Source organism: Brevibacterium iodinum ATCC 49514, from assembly GCF_900169265.1.
Taxonomy (GTDB): Bacteria; Actinomycetota; Actinomycetes; order Actinomycetales; family Brevibacteriaceae; genus Brevibacterium; species Brevibacterium iodinum.
Map to the genome: position 1 here is coordinate 12,792 of NZ_FXYX01000013.1, position 17,827 is coordinate 30,618.

The following is a 17,827-nucleotide window of genomic DNA, read 5'->3' on the forward strand; positions in this document are numbered from 1 at the left end:
GTCATTGAGAAGTCAGTCGCGGGGTGTTCAGTCGTCGGCGTTCTGAGGCGGCAGAGCTGCGATGAAGGGGTGATCCTTGTCGACGACCCCGTGGGCGGCCGCACCACCCGGGGAGCCGATGTCGTCGAAGAATTCGACGTTCGCCTTGTAGTAGGCCTCCCACTCATCGGGCACATCGTCTTCGTAGAAGATCGCCTCGACCGGGCACACGGGTTCGCACGCCCCGCAGTCGACGCATTCGTCGGGGTGGATATAGAGGGAACGGGTGCCTTCGTAGATGCAGTCGACCGGGCATTCCTCGATGCAGGCTCGGTCCTTCACGTCCACGCACGGCTGGGCGATGATATAGGTCATGGGGTCCTCACGAGATCGATGGTCGCAGGGTCACGGTGGGCCGCCTCGGCGAAGGCGCCATCGGCATACGGACTCAAGGTCACGACATCGCCGGCGACGATCACGGCCGGTGACCGGACGCCTCGGCGAGCCGCGCGGAAGGCGATGTCGCCCAGGGTTCCGATGGTCACCCGCTGGTTCTCACCGAATCCGTCTTCGACGATCGCGACCGGGCAATCGTCACCGCGCCCGGAGCGGGCGAGCACCATCGCCGAGTTGATGAGCGTGCCCACTCCCATGAGCACGACGACGGTGTGATCGCGTCCCCCGCCGATCTCGGACAGCTGGTCGTGACCGGTCACGACCGTGTACGAGGTGGCGACGCCTCGGTGGGTGAGCGGGATTCCGGCGACTGCGGGCACGGAGTTCGCACTGGTCACCCCGGGAACGACGCGGACATCGACTCCGGCGGCCCGGCAGGCGATGACCTCCTCTCCCCCACGTCCGAGGACGAACGGGTCCCCGCCTTTGAGACGGACGACCCGGTGGCCCATCTTCGCCTGTGTGATGAGGATGTCGTTGATCCCGCTCTGCGGCACCGGATGGTGCCCCGGCTGCTTGCCGACGTCGATGATCTGCGCATCCAGAGGTGCACCACGTTCGGTTTCGAGCTGATCGATGACCGATCTGGCACCGAGGCGGTCGGCCACGATGACATCGGCGCGTTCCAATGCGCGCAGACCGGTGACGGTGAGCAGTCCGAGATCGCCCGGTCCGGCACCGACGAGCAGCACCGTGCCGGGCTGCTGTGGGAGGAAGAGTGTCATGGCTGGTCCTCGATGGATTCGGCGGAGTGGGCCGCCTCGGGGGTGTGGATTCCCGCGGCGAGGGTGTTGCCCGTCTGCGGGTCGATGACGACGAAGGCTCCGGCCGTGCCGTGGTCGCGGAAGTCCGGGACCGGCAGCTCGGCGGACAGCTTCACCCGGGCCAGGCCGATGTCGTTGCCGGCGAGCACCTCGGCGGCCTCCAGCCCGGAGGTCTCGAGGTTGCGTTTGGCCTCGATGGTGACGATCCCTTTCACGGTCGTCGTCCCCGTCTTGATGAGCACCCGATCCCCCGTGCGCAGGCCCTCGGCCGTGAACGGGAACACCTCGGCGCGCAGTTCCCGGCGCGGAGTGGGCAGGGTGCCGGCCGCGGCGATGACGCTGCCACGAGCGGTATCGACGTCATCGGCCAACCGCAGCGCCACCGACAGCGGCGCTCTCGCGGTCTCAAGGGGACCACTGGCGGTATCGATGCCGGTCACCGTCGTTGTCAGCCCGGCAGGGTGGATCTCGATTTCATCGCCGAGGCTGACCCGCCCGGCCGTGATCTGTCCGGCCACGGCCCGGTAGTCCCGGAATTCCTCGGGGTCGAGTCCCGGTGCCAGTCCCCCTTGCGGACGGAGCACGGTCTGCACGTCGAGGCGGAAGGCCTCGAGGTCGGCGGTGTCTTCGTCCGCACTCGGCAGGGTCTCAAGGAGTTCGAGCAGCGCCGGACCCGTGTACCAGGGTGTGTTGTCCGAGGTGGCGGCGATATTGTCCCCGGCCAGCGCAGAGATCGGAATGAGGTGCGGGGTCTCGAGTCCGATCTCGGCGGCGAGGGTCTTGATGTCGTTCTCGACCGTCTCGATCCTCGCCTGGTCGAAGTCGACGAGGTCGATCTTGTTGACGGCGATGATGACGTGGCGGATGCCCAGTCGGGAGACGACGGTGAGGTGCCGGCGGGTCTGCTCGGTGGCACCGGTGCGGGCGTCGATGAGAACGACGACGGCATCGGCGGTCGAGGCGCCTGTGACCATGTTGCGCGTGTACTGCACGTGTCCGGGGCAGTCGGCGAGGATGAACGAGCGACGGTCGGTGGCGAAGTACCGGTAGGCGACGTCGATGGTGATGCCTTGTTCGCGTTCGGCCCGCAGACCGTCGGTGAGCAGAGCGAAGTCGAACTCTCCGCCGAGGAATCCGCGCTCCCGACTCGTCGCGGTCACGGCGGCGAGCTGGTCGGCGAGGATCGCCTTCGCATCGTGGAGGAGTCGGCCGACGAGTGTCGATTTGCCGTCGTCGACGGATCCGGCAGTGGCGAAGCGCAACAGAGTCTTCGTCGTCGTGTCCAACGTCGGCGTCGCCTCGGTGGCGGTTGTGGTCGTCATCAGAAGTACCCGTCCTTCTTGCGGTCTTCCATCGCCGCGGCCGAGATCCGGTCGTCGGCGCGAGTGGCTCCGCGCTCGGTCACAGTGGTGGCGGCCACCTCGGCGAGGATCGACTCGAGGTCATCGGCGCTCGATTCGACGGCTCCGGTGCAGCTCATGTCTCCGACGGTGCGGTAGCGGACCTTCTTGGTCGTGACGGTCTCGCCGTCGCGTGGGGTGGAGAATTCGCCGGTAGCCCACCACATGCCGTCGCGTTGGAAGACTTCGCGTTCGTGGGCGAAGTAGAGCTCGGGCAGTTCGATGCCTTCGCGGGCGATGTAGCTCCACACGTCGAGTTCGGTGAAGTTCGAGATCGGGAACACGCGGACGTGTTCGCCGGGCAGGTGGCGGCCATTGAAGAGGTTCCACAGTTCGGGGCGCTGGCTGCTGGGGTTCCAACCGCCGAATTCGTCGCGCAGGGACAGAATCCGCTCCTTCGCGCGGGCCTTGTCCTCGTCGCGGCGGGCGCCGCCGAAGACGGCGTCGAACTTCCCGCCGGTGATGGCATCGAGCAGCGGCTGGGTCTGCAGGGTGTTCCGGGTGCCGTCGGGGCGTTCGCGCAGGCGACCGTCGTCGATGTAGTCCTGGACCTTCGCCACCGTGAGGTCGAGGCCGTACTTCTCTGCGGTCTCGTCGCGGAAGCGGATGATCTCGTCGAAGTTGTGTCCGGTGTCGACGTGGAGGAGTCCGAACGGGATCTTCGCCGGCCAGAACGCCTTCGCGGCGAGGTGGAGGACGGTCACGGAGTCCTTGCCGCCGGAGAAGAGCAGCACGGGGCGTTCGAATTCGGCGGCGACCTCACGGATGATGTGGATCGCTTCGGATTCGAGGACGTCGAGGGTGGACAGGCTCGCGCCCGGGTTGTGGGTGGGTGCCGTCTCGGTGGTGGTGTGGGTGTCGTGGTTGTACTGGGTGTCGATGCTCATGTGTGGAGTCCGCATTCTGTTTTGGTCGATCCGGCCCAACGGCCGGCGCGGGGGTCTTCCCCTTCGGCGACGGGGCGAGTGCAGGGCTGGCAGCCGATCGACGGGTATCCCTGCGACAGCAGCGGGTTGACCGGGACGTCGAAGGCGCGCGAGTAGTCGAGTAGGTCGTCGAAGGTCCATGCGGCCAGGGGGTTGACCTTGACGAGGCCGTTCTTCTCATCGAAGGTGATCAGCGGCGTGTTCGTCCGGGTCGGGGCCTCGTCGCGGCGGACTCCGGTGAACCAGAGTTCGTAGCCGTTCAGCGATTTCTTCAGCGGTGCGACCTTGCGGCGGGCGCAGCACAGGCCGGGGTCGCGGGCGAAGAGGTCCTTGCCGAATTCGGCGTCCTGCTCCCCCACGGTCTGCTCCGGGAGGACGTCGACGATGTGGACGTCGACACGGCGGGCCACCTCGTTGCGGGTGTCGTAGGTCTCGCGGAAGTGGTAGCCGGTGTCGAGGAAGAGGACGTCGACGCCGGGCTGGTACTGGGCGACGTAGTGCGGCAGGGCGGCGTCGGCCATCGAGCAGGCCACGGCGCAGGCCGCGGTGTCGAAGTTCCGGGAGACCCAGCGGATGACGTCGGCGGGGTTGGCCTCGGGAACACCGCCCGCCGGGTCACCGGCGAGTTCACGGGCACCCGCCTCGGCGAGGGCCTTGAGCTCTTCGACGGGACGCGGTTCGGGGCGGGGCCGCGTCGGTGTCTGAGTTGTTGCTGCCGGGTTGGGGGATGCAGTCGGGGTCGGGTTCGTGGTGCTCATTTCAGCTCCTCTTCGTCGACGCGGTTGGCCCATTCGGAGAATGTTTCGGTCTCCCCGCGTCCGGCGAGGAAGCGGCGGACGAGGGTTTCGACGTATTCGGTGAGGTTCTCGGCGGTGACCTTGAGTCCGCGGACGGTGCGGCCGAGGCCAGCCTCGTCGCGGTCCTTCGAGGCCAGGCCTCCACCGACGTGGACCTGGAATCCGGGGACCTGTTCGCCTTCGTCGGTGGTGACGATCTGGCCTTTGAGACCGATGTCGGCGGTCTGGATGCGGGCGCAGGAGTTCGGGCAGCCGTTGAGGTGGAAGCTGATCGGGTGGGGCAGCTCCTCGATGTCGGCGAGGCGCTCCTCGAGCTTCGTGATGGTGTCGGCTGCGGTCTGCTTGGTCTCGACGATGGCGAGTTTGCAGTATTCGATGCCGGTGCACGCGATCGTCGAGCGCCGGAAGAGGTCCTTGCGGCTCGACAGGCCAAGCGCATCGAGGTTGGCGACGACTTCATCGACATCGGCTTCGTCGATGTCGAGCAGCAGCACCTTCTGGTGCGGGGTGGTGCGCAGCCGAGTGGAGCCGTACTTCTCAGCGAGGTCGACGAGTTGGCCGAGCAGGGTGCCCGAGACGCGACCGACGACGGGGCTGACCCCGATGTAGTAGCGGCCGTCGGTCTGCTTGTGCACGCCGACGTGGTCGCCGGCGGTGATCGGCTTGGCCGGTGCCGGCCCGTCGGCGAGCTTGTATCCGAGGTATTCGGTTTCGAGGACTTCGCGGAACTTCTCCGGACCCCAGTCGGCGAGCAGGAACTTCAGGCGGGCCTTGTTGCGCAGGCGGCGGAAGCCGTAGTCGCGGAAGATCGAGGTCACGCCCAGCCAAGTCTCGACGACCTGGTCGGGGGCGACCCAGGCGCCGAGGCGTTCGGCGAAGCGGGGGACGACGGACAGGGCGCCGCCGACCCACAGGTCGTAGCCGATGCCGTGTTCGGGGTGTTCGACGGCGACGAAGGAGCAGTCGTTGATCTCGTGGACGACGTCCTGGCTGGGGTGGCCGGTGATCGCGGTCTTGTATTTGCGCGGCAGGTTCGACAGGCTCTGGTCGCCGATGTAGCGGCGGGAGATCTCTTCGATCGCCGGGGTCGGGTCGATGAGTTCATCGGCGGCGATGCCGGCGACGGGTGAGCCGAGGATGACGCGGGGGACGTCGCCGCAGGCTTCGGTCGTCTGCAGGCCGACGGCTTCGAGGCGGCGCCAGATCTCGGGGACGTTCTCGATCTCGATCCAGTGCAGCTGGATGTTCTGGCGGTCGGTGAGGTCGGCGCTGTCGCGGGCGAATTCGGTGGAGATGTCCGCGATCGTGCGCAGCTGCTCGGTGGTGAGCTTGCCGCCGTCGATGCGGATGCGGAGCATGAAGTATTCGTCTTCGAGCTCATGCGGCTCGAGCTTCGCGGTGCGACCGCCGTCGATTCCGGGTTTGCGCTGCGTGTACAGACCCCACCAGCGGAAGCGGCCGTGCAGGTCGTCGGAGTCGATCGACGAGAATCCGCGTTTGGCGTAGATGGTCTCAATGCGGGCACGAACGTTGAGGCCGTTGTCTTCGGCTTTGTCGATCTCGTTTTTGTTCAACGGTTCATGGCCGTCGATCTTCCACTGCCCATTGGACTTCTTCGGGCGGGCGGGCCGCTTTGCGGCTTGTTTACCTGCCGTTTCCTTGTTCTCTTCCACCTGAGTGGACATTGCTGTCTCCAAACGCTGAGGGGAACCAGTGATGAATCACGGTACATGAATGCCGAATTGCTCAACAACTCATCGGAGGGTTTGTGTCATGGAGTGACATATGGCGTCACGGTCTGCCATGGGGCGGTCAGGTGAGTGCGGCTGAACGTTGAGCCGCTGCGGGGCGGGCGCGTGGGGTTGGCCGCGGACTCGGTCGCGGACGATTTCGACGAGTTTCGGCGGAACGGTGGACGTGATGCCGCCTCCGGTGAGCAGCGGCGGGGCGAGGAGGCCGTTCGAGTCGATGCTGCCGTCGACGAGCTTGCGGGCAAGCTCGTCGAAGAACCCTGGGGCCAGCAGGTAGTTCGCCAGCACGGGTCGGGCACCGCGGCTGCGGCTCTGTCCGACGAGATCTTTCAACGGCACTCCGGCACCGGCGAGGAAGCCGACCTCGACGGGGCGCTTGAGTTCTGCGGCCAGCATCCTGCCCATCTCCCGGCAGGACTCGTTCGCACGCTCGTCGCTCGAACCGGCAGCGGCGAGGATGACGTCGTCGCTGCTCCTCAAGGGCGGAAGTCGATCAGCGAGGATCTCTGCGAGCCTCGGATCGGGCCCGAGCGTGGGGGTTCGTCGAACGTCACGGCCCGATTCAGCGGCACGGCCGGCCGCCTCGGCGAGGTCGACATGGACGTGATACCCCGGCGAGAGCAGAAGCGGCACGAGGATCACCGGACGGTCGGCGGGCAGTCGGGAGATCACCTCGTCGACGTCGGGTTCTTGGACGTCCACGTGCCCGAGCATGACTTCGTCGGCGATCCCGCGAATGCGCAGGTCCGTGGCGACCTCGGCCGCTAGCACCTCGATGAGGACCTGGCCGATGGGCGATGAGGTTCCGTGGGAGATCAGCCCCACCGACGGCAGCCCCGTCACAGCGCCCGTCCGTGAGCCGAATCTGTTGATTGCTCAACGACTGAGCGGTCGGGGCGAGCAGCTTTCGTCACTCTTGAATGCATTGCCACAGCGTAACCCATCCCCCTCAACCCTGCATACAGGCTTGTAATCAGCGAAATATCGACATTCGACGTCATCTTTCGACATCTGGCGACCGAGTTCGTAGGATTGTGGCCGATTCTCCTTTCTGCTCAACAGTTTCGCTAGTGTGTGTTGTCAACGCACTTCTGCGGTTCTGACCCCGTCCGCTTCGTCGAGGTCCTCACCGTCTGCGCCCCCACCTCCTGCGCGTCATCCACGAAAGGCAAGCACATGCGTCAGCTCATCATCCTGGGAATAGTCGGCCTCGTCGCTCAGCTCATCGACGGCTCCCTGGGCATGGCCTATGGGGTCACTTCAACCACGCTGCTGCTGGCGGCGGGTACGGCGCCGGCGGCTGCCTCGGCGGCGGTGCACTTCTCCGAGTTGGGGACGACGTTGGTGTCGGGGATCTCGCACCACAAGTTCGGCAATGTCGACTGGCGGACCGTCGCGATTCTCGCCGGTCCCGGGTTCGTCGGGGCGATCGCAGGGTCGACGCTCCTCGCCAACCTGGACGGGGAGGCGGCGACCCCGTGGATCTCAGGGATTCTGCTGGCGCTCGGCGTCTATGTCATCTGGCGGTTCCTCGCACTCGGCGGTGCGCGTCCGACGTTCAAGTCACGGCCGAGCGCGAAGATGCTCGTCCCGATCGGGCTCGTCGGCGGGACGCTCGACGCGGTCGGCGGGGGCGGCTGGGGGCCGGTCGGCACGACGACGCTGCTCTCATCAGGACGTTTGGAGCCGCGGAAGGTCGTCGGGTCGATCGATACGAGCGAGTTCGTCGTAGCCGTCGGCGGTTCGCTCGGGTTCCTCATCGCGCTCGGGTCACAGGGCATCGAGTGGCAGATCGTAGCGGCGCTGCTCGTCGGCGGCGTCATCGCCGCACCCTTCGCCGCATGGCTGGTGAAGCTGCTGCCGGCCAAGGTGCTTGCGGTCGCCGCGGGCGGAATCATCATCCTCACGAACGTCCGCACCATCCTGCTCGCTTTCGGTCTGGATGCGTCGACTGTGTGGCTGACGCTCGGCGGCTTGGCCCTCGTCTGGTTCGCCCTGCTCGCCCACGTCGTGCGGGTCGAGCGGGCGGCAGCGAAGGCCCGGAAGTCCGAGGAGGCTGGAGTCGAGGTGCCGGTCGGCGGGTGAGCGCCCGCACTTCGAACCCGCGGTTGCGACGTCAGCACGACGAATGGGACGGTTCACCGGTTGGGGTGGGCCGCCTCGGCGAGGGCGTTCCTTCCCTTTCCCATACCGTCGTTCAAGGCCAAGCTCGCTTATCGCGAGGCACACGCACCCAAATCCGCGGGCCGACTTGAACGAGGCGAGGAAGACCCGTCGCGTGCTCGAATTCCTGAGAAAGGAACGGGCGAGCCGGCGGGAACACGCAAACAGACCCGACTCCGCACAATGGCGGGGTCGGGTCTGTTCGGCTTTGCGGTGCGGTCAGCGCTGGCTGTAGAGCTTCCTAGCCATGATCACGCCGATGAGGGACAGCAGCGACAGGGCCGCGTAGTAGAAGCCGGGCACGGTCAGCAGACCGGTCGCGCCGAGCAGCGCGGTGAGGATGAGCGGGGCGAAGCCGCCGAAGATCGCGACACCGAAGCTGTAGGCGATGGTCATGCCGGAGCTGCGCACCTTGACGGGGAACAGTTCGGACAGCAGGGCCGGCATCGGGCCGAAGTAGAAGACCATGAACAGACCGACGATCGCCTCGCACAGGGTGAGGACGCCGATGGAGGGGTTCGCGGTCAGGAGGATGAACATCGGCCAGGCGACGATGATACCGACGATGGCCGTCGGGATCATCACGGTCGTCGGGCCCACTCGGTCGGCCAGGCGGCCGGCGAACGGGGCACCGATGAGGGTGATGACACCGGCGACGACGGCGCCGGGGAATGCCGCCCAGGCGTCGAGGCCGAGGTTGGTCACGGCGAACTGCGGCAGGAAGGTGATGAGGTAGACCGAGATCGTGGCCATCGCGATGATGAGGAACGCGGAGAACAGGCGACCGAAGTTCTCGCCGAGGAGGACGCGGAGCGGACTGTCGGTCTTCTCGGCGGCCTTGAACTCGGGAGTGTCGTCCATCTTCGAGCGGATGTACCATCCGACGGGCCCGAGGAGCAGGCCGAGGGCGAAGGCCACGCGCCAGCCCCAGGAGTGGAGTGCTTCTTCGCTCAGTGCCGAGCTGAGAATCCACGAGATTCCGGCGGCCAGGAACATCGAGATGCCCTGGGTGGCGGTCTGGAAGGAGGCGTAGTAGGCCTTGCCGCGCTTGGCGTTCTCGGTGAGGAAGGCTGTGGCCGATCCGAATTCGCCGCCGGCGGCGATGCCCTGGATGATGCGGGCGATGATGAGGCCGATCGCGCCCCAGATGCCGATGGTCGCATCGCCGGGCAGGATGACGATGATGAACACTCCGAGGGTCATCAGACCGATCGTCAGCGACAGGGCGGACTTGCGGCCGTGCTTGTCCGAGTAGCGGCCGATGATGATCGCGCCGAGGGGACGGACGACGAAGGTGATGGCGAAGGTCGCCCAGGTCATCAGCTGCGCGGACAGGCCCTCGCCCGGGTAGAAGACCGCGGTGATCGAAGTGGCCATGAATCCGAACAGGATGATGTCATACCACTCGAGGGCGTTGCCCAGTCCGGCCGCAACTACGGCCTTGCGGGCCCGCGACTTGTCTTCGCGGGACTCGACGGGTGTCTCAGTCATCGTGTGCCTCTTCTTCTAGGTGCCCGACTGCCGTGGTCGGCGAAGCCGGTGATGGATCGTGGGCTTGCAGGATGCAGGCACCGCTGCTCGTCACCCAGGGCGGATGTTGCTCATTCACAGGTCGGATTGGAGTCTCTGATCTGACCAGTATGCCCCTGTTCTCGTCAGCGAGTCGATTGTAGTCCGGTCATATCCGGTCGCAAAGGCGGTCTCAGGAGATGACGAGTCCTGTCAGCGCCGGTTGTTACGATCACGATATGTTGACCGAAGCCCGAAACACTGCCCCTGCCACAGCGGTCGAGGTGCGCGGCGCCCGCGTGCACAACCTGCAGAACATCGACGTCGACGTCCCTCTGAATACCCTCGTCGCCATCGCCGGCGTCTCCGGTTCGGGCAAGTCCTCCCTGGCCATGGGAGTCCTCTACGCCGAAGGCTCCCGCCGCTATATCGAAGCTCTGTCGACGTACACCCGTCGACGCATGGGTCAAGCCGCTCGCGCCGACGTCGACACTGTCCGCCACATACCCGCCGCCCTCGCCCTGCGGCAACGGCCCGGAGTCCCCGGGGTCCGCTCGACGTTCGGCACCTCGACCGAGCTGCTCAACGTCGTTCGCCTGATGTTCTCCCGCCTGGCCTCCCACCTCTGCCCGAACGGGCACCGGCAGAAACCGACTCTCAACGTCGCTGCCGAGGAGCCGTTCGACTGCCCCGAATGCGGTGAGACCGTCCATGCTCCCGGCGCCGAGGAGCTCGCCTTCAATTCCGGTGGAGCATGCCCCCGCTGCGAGGGCATCGGCACCATCAGAGAAGTCGACGATGCCTCCCTCATCCGCGACCCCGACCTGTCGATCGACAACGGCACAGTCATCCCCTGGCAGATGTTCGGCTTCAACGTCCAACCGCAGATCGCCCGCGAATTCGGCGTCCGCACCGATGTGCCCTGGCGCGACCTCGAAGACTGGGAGCGCGAGATCGTCTTCGCCGGCCCCGAAGAGAAGAAGCACATCACGGTCACCTCGAAGAAGGGGCTCCACGACCTCGACTTCACCTTCCGCAACGCCCGCCTGACGGTGACCGAAGAACTCAAACGTGCGGACAACGAGAAGCGCTTCGCCAGGGTCAGCCGGTTCCTCTCCGAGCAGGTCTGCCCCGACTGCGAGGGCACCCGCCTCTCCCCCGCCGCCCGTGCACCGCGCATCGGTGAAATCGGCCTCGCCGAGGCGACCGCCATGACCCTCGACGAACTCGTCGACTGGGCCGCGGATGTTCCGGCCGGCCTTCCCTCATCGATGCAGTCCATGGCCAGATCGTTGGTGGACACTCTGCTCGGCATGGCCCGTCGGCTGCTCGATCTCGGACTCGGGTACCTCGCACTGGACCGGGCCGGTTCCTCCCTGTCGACCGGTGAACGCCAACGCGTGCAACTCGCCCGCGCCGTGCGCAACGAGACCACCGGGGTCCTCTATGTCCTCGACGAACCCTCGATCGGCCTCCACCCCTCCAGCATCGCGGGCCTACAGGGTGTCATCACCGATCTCCTCGACGAGGGCAACTCCGTCGTCATGGTCGACCACGACCCGCTGGTCCTCCGCGAAGCCGACCACCTCATCGAGATCGGACCCGGATCCGGTCGTGATGGCGGAACGGTCGTGGCCACCGGCACTGTCACGGACCTCGACTATCACCCCGAATCCCGCATCGGCCCCTACCTCACCGGCCGCGCCGAAACACTTGTGCGCGAGCCCGCGGCCGCCTCGGCGACCTTCGAACACGGACGGATCCGATTGCGCACCGCACCGATCCACACGGTCCACGCCCTCGACGCGGAGATCCCGCGGCAGCGGCTGACCGTTGTCACAGGAGTGTCCGGATCGGGCAAGACCACCCTCGTCCTCGACAGCCTCGTTCCCGCGCTGAAAGCCGCCCATGAACGTTCGCGGCCCAGTCATGTGCGTGACATCGACGCCGAGGGGATCGACCGGGTCAACGTCGTCGACGCCACCCCGATCGGCATCAACGTCCGCTCGACCGTCGCCACCTATTCCGGGGTCCTCGACGACCTCCGACGTGCGTACGCCCGCCTCGATTCGGCCAAGGAGGCCGGACTCACGGCCGGGGATTTCTCCTACAACACGGGGTCGCTGCGCTGCCCGAAATGCGAAGGCACCGGCGAGATCACCCTCGATGTGCAGTTCCTGCCCGATGTCGACATCCCCTGTCCCGACTGCGAAGGCCGCCGGTACAGTCCGGACGCGGATGAGTACCGCCGTGCCTCGGATGCCGATGGTCAGCCGCAGTCGCTGCCGGATCTCTTGGCGATGACCGTCGCCGAGGCGCTCCCCCACCTCGCCGAGATGCGCAAGGTCCACGCCCGGCTGAGAGCGCTGGCCGATGTGGGACTCGGCTATCTCACCCTCCACGAGGCGACGCCGGCGCTCTCCGGCGGAGAGGCACAGCGGCTCAAGCTCGCCACCAAGCTCGGGAAGTCACAGCAGCACACGCTCTTCGTCTTCGACGAACCGACGGTGGGCCTGCACCCCGAGGATGTGCGTGTACTCGTGCGCGTCTTCCAACAGCTTCTCGACCAGGGCGGAACGGTCCTCGTCATCGAACACGACCTCGACATGATCGCCAACGCCGATTGGGTCATCGACCTCGGACCCGGCGGAGGTCAGGATGGCGGGCAGATCGTCGCGACGGGAACCCCGCAGCAGATCGCGGATGCCGCGAACAGCGTGACTGGTGAGTACCTCGAGGGGCATGTGCAGCCGAACTCTGCCGGATAGCGAGGCAGCCGACATCGGCCCGACCGTGCTTCCTTCCTCGCCTGAGCAGTCTCAGGCTCCGCTTGCGGCAGCGCCCACGCAGAGGACGAGCCCGACGAGCGAGGCAACGGCCATGCCGATCATCGCTGCGGCCATGACCCACAGACGCACTCGGCCCGGTCGAAAGGCGAAGCGGGCGATGAGCAGGATCAGGTAGAGCACTGCCGCTATCACGATCGTGGTGATCGCTGTGGGCACCGCCGTGGTGCCGGAGACGATGATCGCTGTGAGCACACCCGCGATGACGACGAGGAAGATCCCTCCGGCCACGATCCAGATGGTGCCGGACGAACTGCGCAGCGCAGGCTGGTCACTGATGCGACGTGACTCGATCGGCTCGCGTGAACTGTTGTCCATGCCGTCCAATCTAGCGAGCGAACTGTGACTCGGCTAGGGGATGCGGTGCCTCAGCCCGGCTCTTCCTCGGTTTCCTTCGCTTTCTCGGCCTTGGTGAAGGCCTGGTATTTGCGGATGACTTCAAGCGCCGGACCGTCGGCGATCAGTTCGCCCTTTTCGATCCACAGCGCGCGGTTGCACGTGTCCTTGATCGTGCGCATCGAGTGCGAGACGAGGAAGACGGTACCGGCGTTCTCACGGATGGCGCGGATTCGGCCCTCGGAACGGTCACGGAACTTCTTGTCGCCGACGTTGAGCGCCTCATCGACGATGAGGATCTCGTGCTGCACCGAGGTCGCGATCGCGAACTTCAGACGCTGGGACATACCCGAGGAGTACGTGCGCATCGGCAGGTCGATGAAGTCCTCAAGCCCGGTGAACTCAACGATGTCGTCGAACTTCGCATCGATCTCGTCGCGAGTGAGCCCCAGAGCCAGAGAACCGAGGATGATGTTGCGAGCACCGGAGAGATCCGGGATCAGGGCGGCACCGACACCGAGGAGGTTGGGCCGTGACGTCGCATAGATCGCGCCCTCGGAGGTCGGAGTCAGACCGGTGATCGACCGCATGAGCGTGGACTTGCCGGAGCCGTTGCTGCCGATGATGCCGATCGATTCGTTCTTGTGAGCGACGAAGCTGATGCCTTTGAGGGCGTGAACCTCCCTCAGTTCCCGCTTTCTCGTCATCACATTTTTGCTGCCCAGCTTGAGCTTCTTACCCGTGGCCAGGGTCTTGTAGCGGACGTGGACGTTGTCGCAGACGACGACGGGCGGGCTGTTCCGGGTCACCTCGGGGAGGCTGCCTGTGTCGTACGAATTCTCGTCACTCATCACGACCAAACCTTTCCTCGGCCTGCCAGAAGAACACGAAGCCGATGATGAAGATGCCGAACGCCCAGACGGCCAGGTGCCAGAAGTAGTCGTAGGGAACGACCCCGTCCTTCATGAGGATGCCGCGAGCGATGGACAGCACATTGTTGATCGGCTGCCAATCGGCGAAGGGCTGCAGGGATGGGTCGATCTTGTCGACCATGACCTTGAGGTCGAAGAAGACGCCCGAGGTGTAGAAGATCATGCGGGAGATGAATGGGGTGATCTGCGAGAGGTCACGGAAGTGGACCGTCGCGCGGGCGAAGATGAACGCCACACCCTGGTTGAATACCCAGAACAGGAATACCAGTGGGATGAAGAGGAACCAGTCCCAATCAGGTCGCGCGCCGAAGATGATGACGATGAGCGCCATGAAGAGGAGGGTGGGGATGAAGTCGAGCAGGTTCTGAAACACCTTGGCGATCGGCAGCACGATGCGCGGGAATGGCAGCGATTGGACGAGTGAGGCGTTCGAGATGATCGACTTCGCGCCGCCATTCATCGAGGTGTTGAAGAACTCGAGGATGAAGACGCCGATGACGACGAATGGCGCGAAGTCCGGCGGCCGAGCAGTCGCTCCCTGCATGATGACGCCGAAGACCGTGCCGTAGATCAGAGCCGAGAATGATGGGCGCAGAAGCACCCAAGCCATGCCGAGGCGGTTGCGCTCGTTCTCAGACTGCATCCGGTACTTCGCGAGCGTGTACGTGAAGTCGCTTCGGTTGAAAAGCTGTTTGACGTACTGGGGCAGAGACGGCCGTCCACCCACTCTCTCGAGTCCGTGCTCGGCAGCAAGCCTGGCCATATCCATGAACAGAAAATTCTCTCGTCGGCGACTGGGGATAGAACAGAAAGAGTCTACGGGATGAGACTAGCGCAGACTCACAGTCGGCTGTGAGCCTTGAAGTCGAAGTCGGGGTCGGCGATCTGGGCCCGCGTCGGAATTTTGTTACCACCGAGTACCCGTCGGGCGGCCGCCTGCATCGGCGGCCAGTTGAATGTCTCGACGCCCGCAAGCTCGGATTCCGGGTCGGGTCCGTCGAAGTGGAAGACCTGGAACTTCGCCCCGCTGGGGTCGTGTCGGATGATCGTGTCGTCGGCGTCGGGGCTCGTCAGGCCCGCCGTGAACACCTTCTCCGGGCCTTGGAAGCTCCAATGCCAGGGGACGTCGGACCAGGCTTTCGGACCGTCGTCCGGATCAACATCCGAAGAAGTTTCGGGAGCGGTTGAGCCACCGTTCGAAGCTGTTTCCAGTGCCTCGCCGAGGAGCTCAGCGAGGAATTTTCCGTGGCTTTCGGCCACCGGTTCACAGGCCCATGGACGGTCGAGTGCATAGGGTCCGGCGGTGACGATGGCGCAGTCGCCGGCGGCGAAGACACCCGTATGAGATGTTGCCAAACTCTCATCCACGCCCCAGGCCTGAGCGGGGCGGTGGCCGTCGATCGGGATCAGCCGAGGGCGGGCCCCGACGCTGGTGATGAACAGGTCGTGAACATCGGCCGGGATGTCGTCCGGGCTCGCGGTGTGGGTGACGAATTCGACTCCGGCGGCCTTGTGCTTGTCGAACAGAGCCTGCCGCACCGGAGCAGAGAGCTGCTTGCGCAGGGGCTCGCCCCCGCGCAGATAGACCGTAGCGTGGTGTCCGGCAGCCACCGCTGAGGCGGCCACTTCCATTCCGAGATAACCAGAGCCCAGCACCCCGACGTTGAGCGCCCCGGTCGCGTTGTTCACACGTTCAAGGATCCATTCGGCGTCGCCGAGGTCATATACCGGCAGGGCGTCCGGGTAGGCGGGGACTTCGGGGCGGTTCGCCTCCATCCCGGTGGCGAGGATGCAGTGGGTGAAGTCGATGGACTCCCCCGAGGCGAGGTGGATGGTGCCGGCGGCGGCGTGGTCGTTCGCCAGCCGATGGGGGTGTCGCTGGGTCTCGGCGGTGTAGCGGGACTCCGCGGCCGCCTCGGCGAGCGTGATCTCTTCTGCCCGGTCACGGACGAAGGTGATGTGATCGGTCGATTCGAAGTGGTACGGCAGGTGGTGGCGGGAGCCGTCGAAGAGGTGCTTAGACAGCGGCGGCCGCTCACACGTTTCGCCGGCCTGGGGGTCGATGACGGTGACGGCCCGACCGCGCGCGTTCAGCTCCCGCGCCGCGGTCGTACCGGCCAGTCCCGCACCGATGATGACGATCCGCTTGCTCATGCCTCCATGCTATGCCTCGCCGAGGCGGCTCGCGGTGAGGTGGGCCGCCCGGCACGGGCAGCAGAGCAGTCGTGCCGAGCCCCCTTGCCTCTCACGGCTCAGAGTTCCGTGGTCTGTGTGCCGCCGGACGGGCGGTCTCCGGTGAGCTTGGACCTGACCATGCGGAACATGCCCGATGCCTTGCCACCGGGCAACCCCCAGTGCTGTGCGGAGTGGGTGACGACCTTGATGAGTCCCAGGTTCGGGTCGCGGCGGTCATCGAACCACGCCTTGGCGGAATCCGACCACAGTTCATCGACCTTGGCCTTGTCGTCGACGAACTTCACGCGCCCGGCCACCGACAGCCAGTTGCCCGCCTCCGCGAGGCTGATATTGACCTCGGGGTTCGTCTGCAGCGCCTTCGCTTGGTCGCCGTCGAGTGCGAGGAAGAACCAGACGTCGGCCTCCTCGGTGACCTGCTGGGGTGCCATGGGGTGAGCGAGGATCTTGCCGTCGGCGAGCGCGGTCGCGAGCATGACAGAATCACCACCGCGCAGGATCTTGACAACGTCGGCCCGGTCGAGCTCGTCTGTCGCCGCCTCTCCTGCGGGCTTCTGCCCATCACCCGCGGCGGATACCTGGCCGGCTTCGGTGTCGTCAGTGGCGGAGGCTGCTGCTTCCGTGCTCGCGGCGCCGCCTCCCGCCGTGCTGCCGACCGCGTTGCCCATCCCTGGCGCGCTGTAGATATCGCCGTGCTCGGACGTGGTGCCGACCGAGGCACCCATACCCGGGGCAAGGGAAGCGTCAGTGGCTCCGGAGTTCTCGGTTCCTGAGCTCGGAGTCGCTTCGGCGGCCTTCGATTCGTCGATCGCCGTATGCGAACCATCGGGATTGCGGTGCAGCGTCACGCCTTCTTCCGCTGCCGTGTTCTGGGCACGCTCCTCAACGTTGTTTTCGGTGTATCCGACTTCGGCGTGAGATTCCATGGACGAAGTGCCGCCCAGCGGCTCCGTCGCTTCGTCCAGTGCTGATGCAATGTCACGGGCCTTCTCCTCGGCCGGCGACTCGTCGCTCTTGTCTCTGTTGTTCATGACCATTTCCCTTCGCAGACGGTTCCTGGCGATGAAGTCGCTGACGCGGGCCGTGGCTCGTTCGGGCGGGCCGCGGTCGACTGGCGCATCAACGACTACTCGGCCATTCTCACACGTCTCTCCGGGCGGCAACAGCCCCCTTGGAACTGGACTGAGATGACTGAAATCCGGAGCCGTTCGAAGTGCGCACAGGCTGCGCGCATAGCCACGCAGAGGGCGCGCACACGATGACGGACATGCGCAGATTCGGAATCTCCGGGCAGGTGCGAACACGTGGTTTGCGTGCCTACACTGAAGACATGGATGAAGAAACGACCGTCACCGTCAACGACATCCCCGAGGGGGCCGCCATCATCGACGTCCGCGAGGATGACGAATGGGAGGCCGGCCATATCGAAGGCGCGATCCACGTACCGCTGGGCGAGCTGCCCACCCGCCTGGACGATCTTCCTCTCGATGACGATATGTACGTCATCTGCCGCACCGGCGGACGCTCGAACCGAGCCGTAGCCTGGCTCAATCAGAATGGCTTCGACGCCTTTGATGTCGTCGGCGGCATGGGCTCATGGAACATCGACAATGGTAAGCCGATCGTCTCCGAGACCGGCGAAGAGCCCTGGGTGAAGTGAGCAGGAAGGCACCTGCAGTCGGCCAGCCAGCGGTCAGCGGCTTGATCGCACCGTCCGCGAGAGTCGCTCCCATCGTCGCGAGGTCGACCGGAGCAGCCGCAAGTCCGAGTCCCCT

At 65.6% G+C, this 17,827-nt stretch carries 16 protein-coding genes; 3 read left to right on the forward strand and 13 right to left on the reverse strand.

The window, feature by feature from the left end; translation table 11 throughout:
• Positions 1-27 precede the first annotated feature (27 nt).
• The 7 genes from fdxA to BI49514_RS09965 all read right to left on the reverse strand — a co-directional run bounded on the left by fdxA (position 28) and on the right by BI49514_RS09965 (position 6,916).
• Positions 28-354, reverse strand: a complete 327-nt coding sequence (gene fdxA, locus BI49514_RS09935) for a ferredoxin (protein ID WP_101546395.1) — start codon at positions 352-354, stop codon at positions 28-30.
• On the reverse strand, positions 351-1,160 hold the full coding sequence (cobA, locus tag BI49514_RS09940; RefSeq protein WP_101546396.1) for a uroporphyrinogen-III C-methyltransferase: 810 nt from the start codon (positions 1,158-1,160) through the stop codon (positions 351-353). Before cobA ends, fdxA begins: the two co-directional genes overlap by 4 nt.
• On the reverse strand, positions 1,157-2,521 hold the full coding sequence (locus BI49514_RS09945; protein ID WP_101546397.1) for a sulfate adenylyltransferase subunit 1: 1,365 nt from the start codon (positions 2,519-2,521) through the stop codon (positions 1,157-1,159). Before BI49514_RS09945 ends, cobA begins: the two co-directional genes overlap by 4 nt.
• Complete coding sequence (gene cysD / locus BI49514_RS09950) at positions 2,521-3,486, reverse strand: sulfate adenylyltransferase subunit CysD (RefSeq protein WP_101546398.1); 966 nt, start codon at positions 3,484-3,486, stop codon at positions 2,521-2,523. Before cysD ends, BI49514_RS09945 begins: the two co-directional genes overlap by 1 nt.
• Positions 3,483-4,283: a phosphoadenylyl-sulfate reductase gene (locus tag BI49514_RS09955; protein ID WP_101546399.1), complete on the reverse strand. Its 801-nt coding sequence runs from the start codon at positions 4,281-4,283 to the stop codon at positions 3,483-3,485. Before BI49514_RS09955 ends, cysD begins: the two co-directional genes overlap by 4 nt.
• Positions 4,280-6,007, reverse strand: a complete 1,728-nt coding sequence (locus BI49514_RS09960) for a nitrite/sulfite reductase (RefSeq protein ID WP_101546400.1) — start codon at positions 6,005-6,007, stop codon at positions 4,280-4,282. Before BI49514_RS09960 ends, BI49514_RS09955 begins: the two co-directional genes overlap by 4 nt.
• Positions 6,008-6,076: 69 nt before the next feature.
• Positions 6,077-6,916, reverse strand: a complete 840-nt coding sequence (locus BI49514_RS09965; RefSeq protein ID WP_101546401.1) for a sirohydrochlorin chelatase — start codon at positions 6,914-6,916, stop codon at positions 6,077-6,079.
• 234 nt (positions 6,917-7,150) lie between these two features.
• Between BI49514_RS09965 and BI49514_RS09970 the strand changes: the two genes are divergently transcribed.
• Positions 7,151-8,158: a sulfite exporter TauE/SafE family protein gene (locus tag BI49514_RS09970; protein WP_420836299.1), complete on the forward strand. Its 1,008-nt coding sequence runs from the start codon at positions 7,151-7,153 to the stop codon at positions 8,156-8,158.
• A gap of 297 nt (positions 8,159-8,455) precedes the next feature.
• Here the strand turns inward: BI49514_RS09970 and BI49514_RS09975 are convergent, their stop codons facing one another.
• On the reverse strand, positions 8,456-9,727 hold the full coding sequence (locus BI49514_RS09975; RefSeq protein ID WP_101546403.1) for an MFS transporter: 1,272 nt from the start codon (positions 9,725-9,727) through the stop codon (positions 8,456-8,458).
• 257 nt (positions 9,728-9,984) lie between these two features.
• Between BI49514_RS09975 and BI49514_RS09980 the strand changes: the two genes are divergently transcribed.
• Entirely contained in the window at positions 9,985-12,513 is a 2,529-nt protein-coding gene (locus tag BI49514_RS09980) for an excinuclease ABC subunit UvrA (protein ID WP_101546404.1), read from the forward strand.
• A 51-nt stretch (positions 12,514-12,564) separates the two neighbouring features.
• Here BI49514_RS09980 and BI49514_RS09985 read toward each other — a convergent pair whose 3' ends face one another.
• The 5 genes from BI49514_RS09985 to BI49514_RS10005 all read right to left on the reverse strand — a co-directional run bounded on the left by BI49514_RS09985 (position 12,565) and on the right by BI49514_RS10005 (position 17,083).
• Entirely contained in the window at positions 12,565-12,909 is a 345-nt protein-coding gene (locus tag BI49514_RS09985) for a hypothetical protein (protein WP_101546405.1), read from the reverse strand.
• 50 nt (positions 12,910-12,959) lie between these two features.
• Positions 12,960-13,778, reverse strand: a complete 819-nt coding sequence (locus tag BI49514_RS09990) for an ABC transporter ATP-binding protein (protein WP_101546406.1) — start codon at positions 13,776-13,778, stop codon at positions 12,960-12,962.
• Positions 13,771-14,628, reverse strand: a complete 858-nt coding sequence (locus BI49514_RS09995) for an ABC transporter permease (RefSeq protein WP_101546407.1) — start codon at positions 14,626-14,628, stop codon at positions 13,771-13,773. Before BI49514_RS09995 ends, BI49514_RS09990 begins: the two co-directional genes overlap by 8 nt.
• A gap of 71 nt (positions 14,629-14,699) precedes the next feature.
• Positions 14,700-16,013 carry an FAD-dependent oxidoreductase gene (locus BI49514_RS10000; protein WP_101546408.1) on the reverse strand — a complete coding sequence of 438 codons (1,314 nt, stop codon included), beginning with the start codon at positions 16,011-16,013 and terminating at the stop codon, positions 14,700-14,702.
• 98 nt (positions 16,014-16,111) lie between these two features.
• Positions 16,112-17,083 carry a pyridoxamine 5'-phosphate oxidase family protein gene (locus BI49514_RS10005; protein ID WP_244195317.1) on the reverse strand — a complete coding sequence of 324 codons (972 nt, stop codon included), beginning with the start codon at positions 17,081-17,083 and terminating at the stop codon, positions 16,112-16,114.
• Between the two features lie 299 nt (positions 17,084-17,382).
• Here BI49514_RS10005 and BI49514_RS10010 point away from each other — a divergent pair, with 299 nt between their 5' ends.
• A complete protein-coding gene (locus tag BI49514_RS10010; RefSeq protein WP_062239468.1) occupies positions 17,383-17,712 on the forward strand; it encodes a rhodanese-like domain-containing protein in 330 nt (109 codons plus the stop codon).
• Positions 17,713-17,827: the final 115 nt, after the last annotated feature.

Bases quoted from the DNA above. Each gene is read 5' to 3' on its own strand.
- BI49514_RS10010 (WP_062239468.1), top strand. From the start codon at position 17,383: ATGGATGAAGAAACGACCGTCACCGTCAACGACATCCCCGAGGGGGCC.
- BI49514_RS09945 (WP_101546397.1), bottom strand. From the start codon at position 2,521: ATGACGACCACAACCGCCACCGAGGCGACGCCGACGTTGGACACGACG.
- BI49514_RS09955 (WP_101546399.1), bottom strand. From the start codon at position 4,283: ATGAGCACCACGAACCCGACCCCGACTGCATCCCCCAACCCGGCAGCA.
- BI49514_RS09980 (WP_101546404.1), top strand. From the start codon at position 9,985: ATGTTGACCGAAGCCCGAAACACTGCCCCTGCCACAGCGGTCGAGGTG.
- BI49514_RS09975 (WP_101546403.1), bottom strand. From the start codon at position 9,727: ATGACTGAGACACCCGTCGAGTCCCGCGAAGACAAGTCGCGGGCCCGC.
- BI49514_RS09985 (WP_101546405.1), bottom strand. From the start codon at position 12,909: ATGGACAACAGTTCACGCGAGCCGATCGAGTCACGTCGCATCAGTGAC.
- BI49514_RS09960 (WP_101546400.1), bottom strand. From the start codon at position 6,007: ATGTCCACTCAGGTGGAAGAGAACAAGGAAACGGCAGGTAAACAAGCC.
- BI49514_RS09995 (WP_101546407.1), bottom strand. From the start codon at position 14,628: ATGGATATGGCCAGGCTTGCTGCCGAGCACGGACTCGAGAGAGTGGGT.
- cobA (WP_101546396.1), bottom strand. From the start codon at position 1,160: ATGACACTCTTCCTCCCACAGCAGCCCGGCACGGTGCTGCTCGTCGGT.
- fdxA (WP_101546395.1), bottom strand. From the start codon at position 354: ATGACCTATATCATCGCCCAGCCGTGCGTGGACGTGAAGGACCGAGCC.
- BI49514_RS10005 (WP_244195317.1), bottom strand. From the start codon at position 17,083: ATGAACAACAGAGACAAGAGCGACGAGTCGCCGGCCGAGGAGAAGGCC.
- cysD (WP_101546398.1), bottom strand. From the start codon at position 3,486: ATGAGCATCGACACCCAGTACAACCACGACACCCACACCACCACCGAG.
- BI49514_RS10000 (WP_101546408.1), bottom strand. From the start codon at position 16,013: ATGAGCAAGCGGATCGTCATCATCGGTGCGGGACTGGCCGGTACGACC.
- BI49514_RS09990 (WP_101546406.1), bottom strand. From the start codon at position 13,778: ATGAGTGACGAGAATTCGTACGACACAGGCAGCCTCCCCGAGGTGACC.